The following is a 14,908-nucleotide window of genomic DNA, read 5'->3' on the forward strand; positions in this document are numbered from 1 at the left end:
GAAAAGTATACATGCAAGGAATTTATTCCATAACGGCCAAACTAAAAAGGGACGGGCGGCGGCTTTTGCCCGGTTTTTCTTATAATTTTTTAGGGTAAACCGGTCATTGCTAGCTTCTCTAATGCCCAATGTTCCTATTTTTCAGGTCTAATCGGTCATTACTAGCTCCCGTAGTGCCCAATGTTCCAATTTTTCAGGCCTAAGCGGTCATTACTAGTTCCCGTAATGCCCGCTTCTCCAATTTTTTAGGGTAAACCGGTCATTACTAGCTCCCGTAATGCCCGCTTCTCCCATTTTTCAGGCCTAAGCGGTCATTACTAGCTTCCCTAATGCCCGATTCACCAATTTTTTAGGGTAAACCGGTCATTGCTAGCTCCCGTAATGCCCGATTCACCAATTTTTTAGGGTAAACCGGTCATTACTAGCTCCCGTAATGCCCGATCCTCCTATTTTTCAGGCCTAAGCGGTCATTACTAGCTCCCGTAATGCCCGATTCACCAATTTTTTAGGGTAAACCGGTCATTACTAGCTCCCGTAATGCCCGATCCTCCTATTTTTCAGGCCTAAGCGGTCATTACTAGCTCCCGTAATGCCCGATTCACCAATTTTTTAGGGTAAACCGGTCATTACTAGCTCCCGTAATGCCCGATCCTCCTATTTTTCAGGCCAAACCGGTCATTACTAGCTTCCCTAATGCCCGCTTCTCCAATTTTTCAGGCCAAACCGGTCACTACTGGCTTCACCGGAACGCCCCCCGGAAAGCGAGTGCCTGGAGCGGAAATCAACAGACCCCGTTTATCCACCAAACTAAAAAGGAACGGGCGGTTTTGCCCGGTTTTTCTTACCCAACTTTCCGTTCAATTGCTGATTTAACATTGTTTTTGCCAAACAATGTTTCGATAACGGCGTTGTTTCGTCCTTCTGCTTTTTTGGCAAAGAGCGGATTTAACGCGACTAGAACGAGAATGTTGACGACAAGTCCCCAGAAACCTTCATACACGCCAAACGATTGATGGGTCGCATAAAGCGTGAAGACGACAACCATCCCGGCGATAAATCCGGAAAATGCCGCTTCTTTTGAAAGCTTTCTCCAGTAGAGGCTGAAGACGACGGCCGGGAAAATTTGCACGATACCCGACACGCCCATTAACTGCAAGGAAATAAGGGCATTCGGGAATAGCAAGCCGAATAATAATGCCAGACCAATGACTACAAACACCATGTATCGTGTAACCAATGTCATCCGCTTTGAAGAAGCTTTTGGATTGATGACATCACGGTAAATATTATTGGCAAAAAGGCTTGATGCACCGATGGCCATAATGGAACATGGCACCAATGAGGCTAATGCAATCGTCGAATAGGCCAAGCCTTGCATCGTGCCGCCATAAGACATATGAATCAATTCCAAGAAAGCAAAGCGTGGATCGGTTCCTTTAGGAATGACCAAAAAGGCAGTAATCCCTAAAAAGGTCACAAGCATTAACACAATATTATAGAATGGCAGAACAATCGCGTTTTTCCGCAATGACTCGCCGCTTTTTGAACTAAACACACCTGTTGCTGTATGCGGCCACATGAACAAGGCCATTGCCGAAATCAGCGCAGCAGTCGAGAACCAGAGCATGCCTTTTGGACCTGAAGTCGGTAAGATCAGTTTGGCAGGTGCGTGCGAAACGGCTGCTTGCATCATGGAGCCCCAGCTGCCAAAATGAATCATCGGAATGGTCACAACCATATACAACATAATGACCCAAACTAAAATATCCTTAATAATCGCCGTATAGGTTGGCGCTTTAATTCCGGCAAAGAACGTATAGAAAGCAACGAGCAAGAACGAGACGACGACAACAAAAGTAATGTTAATATAACCTGTACCGGCTATTCTTAATGTATCCTGGATTCCGCTTAATTGTAAGTCAATATACGGAATCAGCATTAACACGCCGTTAATTGCAATCAATACGGAAAACAATTTGCTGTCAAACCGGCCTTTAATATAATCGGCTAGTGTTGTAAAATTGTGAGTCTTGCCAACTTTCCAAATTTTAGGTAAAAAGAAGTAAGCAAGCGGGTATGCCAGGACAACGTATGGCGTTGCAAAAAAGGCGATGCTTCCGCCTGTATAAGCGGAACTGGTTAAGCCTAAAAAAGTATAGGCTGTGTAAACGTCCGCCCCAATGAGAAACCAGACGAATAGGCTTCCCAGCCGGCGTCCGCCAACAGACCATTCCTCAACAGAGCTGCGTGATTCTTTGCTTCGACCGGCCAAAAATCCGATGCCGATTACAATTAAAACGATGATGGATGTAACCATCAGTGCGGTTAGATTCCCTTTCATCCTTCAATCTCCCCCCTAGACTTCTGAATTTTGTAAATGGCCCATGTGAAAATGGGAGTTAAAATCATCCAGATTAGCAGCCAAAAGTGAAACAAAGGAAATCCGAAAAGGATCGGGTTGATCTTGTTAACTAGTGGCAGCGCTACCAATTGAGCGAGAAAAGGAATTAGGACTAATAAAAAAATAAGTGGTTTCAACTGTGACGCCTCCTTTGAATGCGTTTTCATTCAGCGGTATTAATATGTCCATCCGCTTGTGCTTTATTATATCGGCTTGCATTTTGGAAGCGATCACTTTTGTCCTATCATGTATAAAATTGTGCGCAAAATGTCATAATTCGACTTTTTCGCGTAAACTTTTGACATAATTGCGGCTGACGGGAACTTCCGAATGGGTTTGATCATTCATAATCAAATTGTAAGAGCCGTTAAACCATGTTCGAAGTTCCTTAATATGTTCCAAATTGACCAAATAGCTTTTATGCGTCCGGAAAAAGCCGAACCGTTCCAGTTTGTCCAACAGTTCACTAAGGGTAAACAAGGCTTTCAGTTTCTCCGTTTTGGTATGAATGATTACTTCGCGTCCTTGCTTTTCGATAAAATAAATTTCTTTCGGCGACAAATAGGTAATCCCGTTTTCCGTTTCGATCGCCAATTTGGTTTTTGTCTGTTCTGTCTTGAGATGATTTTCCTTGAGCCTATTTGCGTAGTTCTCGAACACTTCCTGCAAATCCTCTGAATCATACGGTTTTAATACGTAATGGAATGCCCGCAGTTTAAACGCCTCGATCGCGAAATGGTCATATGCTGTTAAAAAAACGACCTGGATTGGAAAATCGAACTCGTTTAAAATTTCAGCAACCTGTAAGCCGGTTAAATCAGGGAGCTGAATGTCAAGAAACAGCAGGTCTGGTTTTTGATCTTTTGCTTTTTTTACTGCTTCCATCCCGGAAGCGGCCTCGCCGATTACCTCGACGCCGGCTATTTCCCCGAGCATAAAGGCAAGCTCTTCACGCGCGGGCTGTTCGTCATCAACAATCATGACGCGAATCGCCATCATTCAGCACCCCTTCGTCAATCGGCCTGACAAAAGAAACAACGGTTCCTTGTCCTTTCTGCGATTGAATTGTAAAATTTGTTTTTTCTCCAAAATGATAGGATAAGCGCTGGCGAATATTGGCCAAAGCAAAACCCATATGGTCGTCATTATTTTTCGGGACTACATCCGTATCCATCCCGTAACCATTGTCGCAGACGCTGATATGAATGTCATTTTTCCGTCTGGTGATGCTAATGATTACACGTCCATCTTTGCTCATTTTGCGAATCCCATGTACAATCGCATTTTCAACAATTGGCTGAATGGTTAACGATGGAATCGTATAGTCCAAACTGCTTTCGTCTATTTCCCATTCAATCTCTAGTCTTTCGCCAAGGCGGGCTTTGACCAAGTTGAGATAGATTCTGACATGATCCAGTTCCTCTTTGATGGGGATTAAATCTTGATTGATACTTTGCATGTTTTTTCGCAAATATTTCGCGAGCTGGGTAATCATTTTTCGCGATTCCTCCGGCGCAGTCCGAATCAATGATTTAATCGTGTTTAAAACATTAAATAAAAAATGCGGATCCATTTGCGCCTGTAGTGCTTTAATTTCGGCATTGGTGACCAAGTGTGCCTGCCGTTCGGCTTCCGCCAACGCATATTGCTGGCTAAACAGCTGGGCCAATCCGTTTAAAATCGCAGTTACTTCCGCTGTTTGCTGCTGCTGCTTTTTTTCGTAAAAAATTTGGAATAATCCCAACTTTTGGCTGCCGTATTCGATCGGCAAGTTGACTCCAAACGGGGTAATATCCCCTCTTTGAAAAAGGAGTTTTTCTTGTTGATGAAACGTGACGCCGACTGCTTCTGTCTCTTGGAGGAGAACATGTCCGATTTCTCCTACCGCCTGATCGAGCGGCTTGCGCCAATACGACAAGGTTCTTTCTGCGATTTGCAGCGCTTTTTGGGCATAATGAGCGCCAATTCTTTCTTCTTCAATGGCCACCTGCATGAGAATAATGAAAAACACGGCAACACCGAGACTGTTTGAAAGAATTTGCGGAATTCCAATCAACTTGACAAGTGAAAGTGCTTGATCAAAGGGCTTTGCCAGAAGCAAGATTAACAGCATCTGCATCGTTTCAGCCAGAAAGCCCACGATAAACGACATTTGGATGGAAGCAACGTGACGGTACCGCTTTTTAAGCGAATTTCGCATCAATCCGGCAAACATCCCCTGAAGAATCGGGGCAATCATGGTGGGCAAAGCGACAAAACCTCCTAATAAATAACGGTGAATACCAGCAATCAAACCGACAGCGAAACCTGCTTTGACTCCACCAAACAACCCGGCGATCACCACCCCAATGGTTCGTGAAGTGGCAATGGCTTCCCAGCCGGCAATTTGTTGAATCCACGGTGTTTCATGGTAGCCAACCCCTGTTACCGGGAGGCCAGAAAACGTCCCTAAAATCGCAAAGAAGCTGAAAAGGGAAATAAAATAAAAAAGATTGCGATTGTCATCTTGATATTGCATAAAATGGCGCAGCTTCTGCTGCCTCGAAAACAGGAACGCCATCGCAATCAAAAAGCCAACGCGCTCCACTTGCTCAGCCAGAAGAAACAGCATCGTTTAAAAACCTCCTGTTGTCAAAAAAACTGTCCTCTTCAAAAGAAAGAAAAATCAGCAAGTCTATTTTACCCTATCTTGCTTATTTTGCATGATGGAACGTCTTAAAGGGGAGTGAAGCACCCAAAAAGGCGGTCCGAAAAGCGCGAAATGCCAAAGGACAGATCCGCCCTTTGGCATTCTTCGAATCAATTATGAAAGATCGCCGCACCGTCTTGCCAACTCATTTAAATGGTCGTGAATTTTACCAAGGACGAATTTGCGCTCTGATTGGAAATCCTCTCGACCTGGGAAATAGACCGGACTGCCGGCAATGATCGTTTTTTTCTTTTTGCTGGCATAAAGGGGAACAAAACAGACATGTTTACCGGTTTCTTTGTAATAATATTTTTCTAAAAAGAGGAATCCGTCGTACATTTCGTTTGTACCTGCAGAGGAATCCTGATAATGGGTATCCGGAAAAATGATAAGGCTTTCGCCGTTTTTAAGGGCTGCAACGCTTTGCTGAAACGTGTGCAGAATTTTCCGCGATCCCCTGTAAACAGGGATGCCTTTTCCTGAATTCAACAGTTTGGAAATAAAAAAGGAAATGGGATAGGCCAACCCTTTTGCCACCAACTTATGGAATCCAAACCGCTTCGTGAATGTAAAATCGACATATTGCCGGTAACAGGCCTTTTGATCAAGGAAAACGTGCAGAATCCAAGCATGCAAGCTCCGCGGAAACCAAAGCAAAATGATAAATGGACCAAACAAATTTTGGTGATGGGACACGAACACAACCGGTGTGTCGGGAAGTTTTGCTTGTTTCAAAGAATAAGAGGGATAGACAACCCGCACCATACCTCGTATGAGCCGAAATCCCTTTCCATAAAAATTATCTGCCATGACTTTCGCCTGCCATCTGTTCAGGATGATTTTTTTTAAAAACCCAATGAAGCTGGAGCTGATAGCTGATGATTCCCATCAAGGTATCGACGATGATTTTTACAAGAACGATGTTTGCCCCAAATGATAGATTTGCAGAGACAACCAGTGCATATGAAACGATAATTTGCCCGATTACTAAAGAATAGTATTTCATGATCGAGCCGGTCAACTGATTTCCTGATTGAAATACGAGTTTCCGATTCATATAGAAATTGCAAGAGGAAGAGAAAGCTCTTGCCAGCAATGTAGCAAAAAACACCCTTGTTTTCAGCGGGAACTCAATGAAAAAAACATTCGCTAGTAAAATAAAACAGAGAATATCAATCACACCTGATGCAATCGTTGAAAACGAATAGCGGAGCAGCCCGGAAATCAGCTTGCGAAAGACGCGGATGGAATCAATAATTGAATTATAATGGGAACCATCATTTTGGTTGAAGTATAACGTTTGAATCGGAATTTCCTTCATCAGGATATTCATCTTGCGTGCAAAAATCAGCATATTGATTTCGTATTCATAACGTTCACCTTTTAACGTGGCAATCTGGGGCAATTCCTTTATCGGAATCCCGCGTAAACCCGTTTGGGTGTCTTCCAGTTTATATCCATACAAAAAACGAAAGATAAGGCTTGTGGCTCGGTTGCCAAACTTGCTGCGAAACGGAACATTGCTTTGGCTAAAATCCCGTACCCCCAAAAGAATGCCTGTTTGCATGTCTGTGAGTCCTTTTGCCAGTTTGCAGACATCTTCGACTGCATGCTGTCCGTCTGCATCGGCTGTAATAACACCAGCCAGGTGATTCATATTTTTTAAAAAATAGGTAAAAGCCGTTTTTAAAGCTCGTCCTTTCCCTTTATTGATCTCATGCGTTAAAACGGTGCAATTGTTTAATTGACTGCACATTGTAAAAATGGGGGTTAACTCTGCCCTGCTCCCGTCATTTACCACAATAACTTGCGCAGCTCCTTCAGTCAGTAAAGCTTTTACATATTCAATTAAACTTGGCGTCGGATTAAGGGCAGGAATAATGATTGCAACATTAAACATAACCATGTCTCCTTTCGGCGGTAAGGTGAAACCCCCGACATTTCGTCTATTACTAGCTTATTCTGAAAAGAAGAGTGTTTATGAATGTTTTTCTTTTTAATGTTATCATACCGATTCTGGCAAAAAAGAACAATTAAGTAGGACTAGGTGTAAATTTGACGAAATGGTGACTGGTATAACGCAATACGGTTAAAAAGGGGGGATAAGCCACATTACCCCATCTTTTTTAATGACCCAATAAAGGCTTTTTTAAGGGGGGCATAGTGGAGCAGCGGTTTCTTGTTGGGGATCGAAAACGGTGCAGCAGTATTGATTGCCACTTCCGCCTCAGCCTGGCTGACTTCCCATTTTTGATGATGGATGTCGCCGCGGAGAATTTGATTCCCCCATTTTGTGAACAAGCAGTACCGCTCAAGCAGCCAATGGTCAAGGCTGCCGGGAGTGGTTGCTGAAGCAGGTGAAGTTGGTTTATAGCTGGCTGTAAACTCCCCTTGCTGCCCACTTTCAAAAATCCGTTTGCTTTTGTAATTCACTTTATCCAGCGATTGCTGCATTTCCATTGTAGCGTATCGGTAGGGCAGTGACAGAGCCTTTGCACCGAGAACCGCTAAGGGGTGATTGGCATCCAATAAGAAAAAATAGACCCCATTGTACCCGTTGTGTTTGACATAGGTTCGTACATTTAATTCAAGATAGGTTCGGAATAATGGAATTTCCGGCAGTCCTCTGATCCGCTGGTGAACAACGCGAAAGGGAAGAATGCTAAGCCATGCTGATCCATCGAACATATCCAATTCGAGCTCGGAAGGAATCAGTGCCTGCAATGAACTTGCTGGAAGCTCCCAGTGCATGAAAAGGATATGCTCCCACGTTTGCGTTATCAGCCATGGGGACGATGGAAGAGGATCGGGGCGATGACTTGATGGCAACAACTCTTTTTCCATAAATGCTTCCTCCGTTTCGGTTTTAACCATACAACTACAACGTAATCGGATTACCGATTCTATCTTGATTAAAACAGCTAGACGAACTGTAGGCGTCCCTCTTTTATAATGTGAAGTTTGTGTTGCTTTTTCATACCGTTCTTTTTAGAATAACGGTAAAGAAAGGAATGGAGAGGTGAACCCGTTGATGATTGAATTCTTATCAGCGCTCATTTTGCCCGGTTTGCTGGTTTTGCTTTTCACAAGGGTCACTTACAATCGGGTAATTGGGCTGATTCTAACGGTTGGCCTTATTACAGCATCTGTCTATAAAGGCTACACGCATACATGGCCGATTATGATTTTGGATGCTTTTTCATTGACTGCCGGTTTTGGCTTTGCAGTCAGGCTTAAACAAAGAGTGGTAAAAAAAAGTTAAACGGCAGACGGCATGATTAATCACCTATGCCGTTTTTTTTTTGGCTGTTTTTGCATAAATGCTGCTTCGTTTGTTTGTATGATTAGGGTACCATCCTAACACTAGTCTTAAACAAGCGTATAAAAAAATTGACCGTTCACAGTATGCCAGTTTTAAACCTAACATAAACTTGGCGAATGGCGAGAGTCAATATATAGAAAAGAGGACGACATTTTTACAAAGTGGAATTGAAGGATCTAACAATCAAATTACAAAAAAAAAATTAGGTCAAATCCTTTGTCTGTTCTGATTTATCCGTGGTTAAGTAAAAATTTCTCCCCGTATATTCCATGATCATGCATGGATGGGTTTTCAATTTGGATTGTTGAATGTGTCAGACCATATTTTTCTTTTAAGAGTTTTGTTGTGTTGGATATAATTATTGAATATTGAATTTCATTATATGCCAATATATGGGCTGAAAATGAATAGTGGTCAGTAGATACAGCCCAAAGATGAATTTCATGTACATCAATCACTCCCTCAATCTTTTGGAGATCTTGTCGAATAGAATCTAAATTAAATTGTTTAGGTACAGTCTCCATAAGAATTAGGTATGATTCATGAATAATTTTTGCACCACCAATGAAGATAATGACACCAATAACCATACTAATTAAAGGATCAATAATTGAAATACCTGTAAAATAGATTAAAATCGCGGAAATAATCACTCCAACCGAATTCAATAGGTCCCCTATATAGTGCCAAAGTGCACTTTGAATATTTAAATTCTCTTCTTCTTTTGTAGTTCGACTTAGTACCAATGTGAGAACAATGTTAACAATCAGACCAATCATTGCAATGGTTAACATTATTGGAAGATTTACTTCCCGAGGAGTAATAATCCTCCGAAATCCTTCGACAAAAATTCCAATTGAAATAATCATAAGAGCAAGTCCGTTAAGAAAAGAGGCAATAATCTCAAATCTTAAAAAACCAAACGTGTATTTTTGGTTGGAATCCCGGGAAGCCATATAGATGGCTGTCATACTAAGTGCTAAAGCAACGACATCTGACAACATATGAGCAGAATCTGATAATAGGGCAAGTGAGTGGGATACCAAACCCCCTAGTACTTCAACAAGAGCAAAGAACAATGTTAACCATAATGTAATCCATAAAGTTTTCCTTGACTTATGTTGTTGTTTTACATGATTTAAATGATGATAATCGTTTTTATTCATCCAAATTTCTCCCTTCTTAACCTGATTATATTCTTGAGAAAAAGTAGTTGTCAATTCTAAATGAGAAAATAATTATATAATTGAGAATAATAATCAAAATTAATCATATTTTTATAAAATATATAGGTTGATTATTTGTAATAATTATAATTTAATTTGTGCTACAATTGTATAAAATAGGATGGATGGTACAGATATTGGAGAGAACCATCATTAATTTGAAAGAAGTGTATGTTTGTTTGGATGAAATATGTAGAATGAATTATATCAGAAATGTCATTTAAAAAACGAATACTCGTTCGCATATGATTGGTTTGTTTTGATGGTGTTGTGGTAGAATGGAACTAAAGCAGACGTGACACCAAGGATCCATTTTTGCAGGAGGATTAGTATGAAGGATCAATTCGAATTAGTCTCAAAGTACTCCCCGCAAGGCGACCAGCCCGAAGCGATTCGGAAACTTGTGCAGGGAATCAAGGAAAACAAACGGCATCAGACTTTGCTCGGTGCAACAGGGACGGGAAAAACGTTCACCATATCCAATGTGATTAAGGAAGTAAACAAACCGACACTGATCATTGCCCATAATAAAACGCTGGCCGGTCAACTTTACAGTGAATTTAAAGAATTTTTTCCTAACAATGCGGTTGAATACTTTGTCAGCTACTATGATTACTATCAGCCCGAAGCGTATGTACCGCAGACTGACACCTTCATCGAGAAGGACGCCAGCATCAATGATGAAATTGACAAACTAAGGCACTCGGCAACATCCTCTTTGTTTGAACGCAAAGACGTGATCATTATTGCCAGTGTCTCCTGCATCTACGGACTCGGTTCTCCGGAAGAATACCGGGAATTGGTCTTATCATTACGAACCGGAATGGAAATTGAGCGAAATCAATTGTTGCACCGCTTGGTCGATATCCAATATGAACGGAATGATATTGATTTTAAGCGCGGAACGTTCCGGGTACGCGGCGATGTTGTTGAGGTTTTTCCGGTTTCGCGCGACGAGCATTGCATCCGCGTCGAATTTTTCGGTGATGAAGTCGATCGGATTCGGGAAGTCGATGCTTTAACAGGTGAAATTATCGGTGACCGTGATCATGTTGCCATTTTTCCAGCATCCCACTTCGTAACGAGAGAAGAGAAGATGCAAATTGCGATTCAAAATATTGAAAAAGAGCTGGAGGAACGGCTTGCCGTCCTGCGCTCCGAGGATAAATTGCTTGAAGCACAACGCTTGGAACAACGCACCCGCTATGATTTGGAAATGATGCGGGAAGTGGGCTTTTGCTCAGGGATCGAAAACTATTCGCGCCATCTTACGTTAAGGCCAGCCGGTTCCACTCCCTATACCCTTCTGGACTATTTCCCGGAAGATTTTATGATCGTCATCGATGAGTCACACGTCACCCTGCCGCAAATCAGGGGGATGTTCAACGGCGACAAAGCGCGCAAGGAAGTATTGGTGGATCACGGTTTTCGCCTGCCGTCAGCGCTCGACAACCGGCCGCTTACCTTTGAGGAATTTGAGAAGCATATTCAGAACATTATTTATGTCTCGGCGACACCGGGGTCATATGAATTAGAACACACACCGGAGATGATTGAACAAATTATCCGGCCGACAGGACTGTTGGATCCGATTATTGAAGTTCGGCCAATTGAAGGCCAGATTGATGACTTGATCGGCGAAATTCAAGATCGAGTCAACCGCAATGAACGCGTTCTTATCACAACGTTGACGAAGAAAATGTCAGAAGACTTAACCGATTATTTAAAGGAAATCGGCATCAAAGTTCAGTATTTGCATTCGGAGGTCAAAACGCTTGAGCGAATTGAAATCATCCGTGAACTAAGGCTCGGAAAATATGATGTTTTAGTTGGAATCAATCTGTTAAGGGAAGGGCTCGATATCCCCGAGGTATCGCTTGTCGCCATCCTTGACGCGGATAAAGAAGGGTTCCTCCGCTCCGAACGGTCGCTGATACAGACAATCGGGCGGGCGGCAAGGAACGCGAATGGAAAGGTTATCATGTATGCGGACCGGATCACGAATTCAATGGAAGTGGCGATTACTGAAACGAAGCGCCGCCGTGCGATTCAGGAAGCATACAATGAAGAGCATGGGATTACACCAATGACAATTCAAAAAGATATTCGCGATGCGATTCGCGCCACTCATGCAGCAGAGGAACCGGAAGAGTACAAACCGGCGGCTGCGTTTGGCAAAATGTCGAAAAAAGAGCGGGAACGCACGATTGCCAATATGGAAAAAGAAATGAAAGAAGCGGCCAAAGCGCTTGATTTTGAACGGGCGGCTGAGCTTCGGGATCTTATTTTAGAGATAAAAGCGGAAGGATGACGATACGATGGCGATGGATAAGTTAGTTGTTAAAGGCGCCAGGGCACATAATTTGAAAAATATCGATGTCACCATTCCGCGTGACCAGCTTGTTGTCTTAACAGGACTATCGGGTTCAGGGAAGTCGTCCCTTGCCTTTGATACAATTTATGCCGAAGGACAGCGGCGCTATGTCGAGTCGCTGTCTGCCTATGCACGGCAGTTTTTGGGGCAAATGGACAAGCCGGATGTCGATGCGATTGAAGGTCTGTCCCCTGCCATTTCAATTGACCAAAAAACAACAAGCCGCAATCCACGGTCGACCGTTGGGACAGTGACAGAAATCTACGATTATTTACGGCTTTTGTTTGCAAGGGTCGGGCGGCCGACATGTCCGGTTCACAAGATTGAAATTTCCTCGCAAACGATTGAGCAAATGGTTGATCGGATTTTGGAATACCCGGAACGCACAAAAATGCAAATCCTTGCCCCGATCGTTTCCGGACGAAAAGGAACGCACGCCAAGGTGCTTGAGGACATCAAAAAACAAGGGTATGTTCGCGTGCGCATTGACGGTGAAATGCTGGATCTTGGCGAAGAGATCGAGCTTGAGAAAAACAAAAAGCACTCCATTGAAGTGGTTGTTGACCGAATTGTCGTAAAAGAAGGCGTGTCATCACGCGTGGCGGACTCACTGGAAACAGCATTAAAGCTTGGAGAAGGAAAGGTCATTGTTGATGTTATTGGAAAGGAGGAGCTGCTGTTTAGTGAAAACCATGCGTGTCCTCTTTGCGGTTTTTCAATTGGTGAGCTGGAGCCAAGGATGTTTTCGTTTAACAGCCCGTTCGGAGCCTGTCCGGAGTGCGATGGCCTCGGTTCAAAACTGGAAGTGGATGTCGAGCTGGTTATTCCGAATAAGGATCTTACTTTAAGACAGCATGCGATTGCCCCGTGGGAACCGACAAGTTCGCAATACTATCCGCAGCTCCTTGAAGCAGTTTGCGGCCACTACGGGATCGATATGGACACACCCGTGAAAGAGATACCGAAGCATCTGCTTGATAAAATTTTGTACGGATCAGACGGCGAGAAAATTTATTTTCGCTACCAAAATGACTTTGGGCAAATTCGCGATGGCTATATTGAATTCGAAGGGGTTTTGCGCAATGTCGAGCGTCGTTTTAAAGAGACAAGCTCCGACTATATCCGTGACCAGATGGAAAAATACATGGCTCATCAGCCATGTCCGACATGTAAAGGCTACAGGCTTAAGAAGGAAAGCCTTGCAGTGCTTGTCTCCGGTCGGCATATTTCTGAAGTAACCGATCTTTCAATTGAAGAAGCACACCACTTTTTCAATGAATTGCAGTTAACGGAAAAGGAAATGCAGATTGCACGCCTGATTTTGCGGGAAATTCTTGAACGCCTTGGCTTTTTAATCAATGTTGGCCTTGATTATTTAACACTGAGCCGGGCAGCAGGGACGCTTTCGGGTGGAGAAGCGCAGCGAATTCGCCTTGCGACCCAGATCGGTTCGCGGCTGACAGGTGTGCTGTACATTTTGGATGAACCGTCCATCGGTCTGCACCAGCGCGACAATGACAGGCTGATTGATACACTAAAAAATATGCGCGAAATCGGCAATACTTTGATCGTGGTCGAACACGATGAAGATACGATGCTTGCAGCCGACTACTTGATTGACGTCGGTCCGGGTGCAGGGGTTCATGGAGGAGAAATTGTTTCAGCCGGGACGCCGAAGGAAGTGATGGCAGATCCGAATTCGCTGACAGGCCAATACCTTTCCGGGAAAAAATTTATTCCCCTGCCACTTGAGCGCCGCAAACCAGATGGGCGCTATATTGAAATCAAGGGCGCTTCGGAAAACAATTTGAAAAATGTCAATGTGAAGTTGCCCCTTGGTGTTTTTATTGCCGTTACAGGGGTTTCAGGGTCGGGTAAAAGTACGCTGATTAACGAAATTCTTCATAAATCGCTAGCTCAGAAGCTGCATCACGCAAAAACAAGGCCTGGCGAGCATAAAAGTGTAAAAGGGATCGATTATCTTGATAAGGTTATTGACATTGACCAGTCGCCGATCGGCAGAACACCGCGTTCGAACCCTGCAACCTATACGGGCGTTTTCGATGATATTCGCGATGTATTTGCGGCAACCAATGAAGCGAAAGTGCGCGGTTATAAAAAAGGCCGATTTAGTTTTAATGTGAAAGGCGGCCGTTGTGAAGCATGCCGCGGCGACGGAATTATTAAAATTGAAATGCACTTTTTACCGGATGTGTATGTTCCATGTGAAGTATGCCATGGCAAGCGCTACAACCGGGAAACGCTCGAGGTCAAGTATAAGGGAAAAAATATTGCCGATATTCTTGATATGACGGTAGAGGATGCACTCGAGTTTTTTGCCAATATCCCAAAAATCAGCCGGAAGCTGCAAACCATTGCAGATGTGGGGCTTGGCTATATTACGCTCGGCCAGCCGGCGACAACCCTTTCCGGCGGGGAAGCCCAGCGCGTGAAGCTTGCGTCAGAATTGCACCGACGATCGACTGGAAGATCCTTCTATATCCTTGATGAGCCGACAACCGGTCTCCATGTAGATGATATTTCCCGCTTATTGGTTGTGCTGCAGCGGCTTGTCGAAAATGGGGACACGGTGCTTGTGATTGAACACAATCTCGATGTGATTAAAGCAGCCGATTATATTGTCGATCTTGGTCCGGAAGGCGGCGATAAGGGCGGTACAATCATTGCCTCCGGTACGCCGGAAAAGGTGGCGGAAGTACCGGAATCCTACACAGGGAAATACTTAAAGCCAATCCTTGAGCGGGACCGACAGCGAATGAAGAACCAAGTCGAAATGAATGAAACCGTGACAAACCACTAACACGGCTGAGTACTGCCTTGTTTTTCCACTCAGCAGGAGTAAACCTTCGTGAAGATGAATAAGTATAGGAGAGGA

The 14,908-nt window shown here is 43.7% G+C and carries 11 protein-coding genes; 3 read left to right on the forward strand and 8 right to left on the reverse strand.

Features of this window, described 5'->3' with window-relative positions; translation table 11 throughout:
- Positions 1-841: 841 nt before the first annotated feature.
- From ACQYAD_RS00385 to ACQYAD_RS00415, 7 genes are all read right to left on the reverse strand, one after another.
- Positions 842-2,341: a sodium:solute symporter family protein gene (locus ACQYAD_RS00385; RefSeq protein WP_430234455.1), complete on the reverse strand. Its 1,500-nt coding sequence runs from the start codon at positions 2,339-2,341 to the stop codon at positions 842-844.
- Positions 2,338-2,568 (reverse strand): DUF3311 domain-containing protein, encoded by a 231-nt coding sequence (locus ACQYAD_RS00390; RefSeq protein ID WP_430234457.1) that lies wholly within the window; start codon positions 2,566-2,568, stop codon positions 2,338-2,340. The genes ACQYAD_RS00385 and ACQYAD_RS00390 overlap by 4 nt, the downstream gene beginning before the upstream one ends.
- Before the next feature lie 103 nt (positions 2,569-2,671).
- The gene (locus ACQYAD_RS00395; protein ID WP_430234459.1) at positions 2,672-3,400 is read right to left on the reverse strand and encodes a LytR/AlgR family response regulator transcription factor; all 729 of its coding nucleotides are present in this window, start codon (positions 3,398-3,400) and stop codon (positions 2,672-2,674) included.
- Positions 3,372-5,012, reverse strand: a complete 1,641-nt coding sequence (locus ACQYAD_RS00400; RefSeq protein ID WP_430234461.1) for a LytS/YhcK type 5TM receptor domain-containing protein — start codon at positions 5,010-5,012, stop codon at positions 3,372-3,374. Before ACQYAD_RS00400 ends, ACQYAD_RS00395 begins: the two co-directional genes overlap by 29 nt.
- Before the next feature lie 192 nt (positions 5,013-5,204).
- Entirely contained in the window at positions 5,205-5,900 is a 696-nt protein-coding gene (locus ACQYAD_RS00405; RefSeq protein ID WP_430234463.1) for a lysophospholipid acyltransferase family protein, read from the reverse strand.
- Entirely contained in the window at positions 5,890-6,990 is a 1,101-nt protein-coding gene (locus ACQYAD_RS00410) for a glycosyltransferase (protein WP_430234465.1), read from the reverse strand. Before ACQYAD_RS00410 ends, ACQYAD_RS00405 begins: the two co-directional genes overlap by 11 nt.
- Before the next feature lie 212 nt (positions 6,991-7,202).
- Complete coding sequence (locus tag ACQYAD_RS00415) at positions 7,203-7,934, reverse strand: YqjF family protein (protein ID WP_430234467.1); 732 nt, start codon at positions 7,932-7,934, stop codon at positions 7,203-7,205.
- Between the two features lie 187 nt (positions 7,935-8,121).
- Between ACQYAD_RS00415 and ACQYAD_RS00420 the strand changes: the two genes are divergently transcribed.
- Positions 8,122-8,352 (forward strand): DUF2198 family protein, encoded by a 231-nt coding sequence (locus tag ACQYAD_RS00420; protein WP_430234469.1) that lies wholly within the window; start codon positions 8,122-8,124, stop codon positions 8,350-8,352.
- 290 nt (positions 8,353-8,642) lie between these two features.
- On the opposite strand, the gene ACQYAD_RS00425 is transcribed toward ACQYAD_RS00420, so the two are convergent.
- Positions 8,643-9,578 (reverse strand): cation diffusion facilitator family transporter, encoded by a 936-nt coding sequence (locus tag ACQYAD_RS00425; RefSeq protein ID WP_430234471.1) that lies wholly within the window; start codon positions 9,576-9,578, stop codon positions 8,643-8,645.
- Positions 9,579-9,969: 391 nt separating this feature from the next.
- On the opposite strand from ACQYAD_RS00425, the gene uvrB reads away from it, so the two are divergent.
- On the forward strand, positions 9,970-11,949 hold the full coding sequence (uvrB, locus tag ACQYAD_RS00430; RefSeq protein ID WP_430234473.1) for an excinuclease ABC subunit UvrB: 1,980 nt from the start codon (positions 9,970-9,972) through the stop codon (positions 11,947-11,949).
- A gap of 7 nt (positions 11,950-11,956) precedes the next feature.
- On the forward strand, positions 11,957-14,833 hold the full coding sequence (gene uvrA / locus ACQYAD_RS00435) for an excinuclease ABC subunit UvrA (protein WP_430234475.1): 2,877 nt from the start codon (positions 11,957-11,959) through the stop codon (positions 14,831-14,833).
- The last annotated feature ends 75 nt before the right edge of the window (positions 14,834-14,908 follow it).

It is taken from the genome of Neobacillus sp. SM06 (assembly GCF_050496765.1).
GTDB lineage: Bacteria > Bacillota > Bacilli > Bacillales > Cytobacillaceae > JAEVLT01.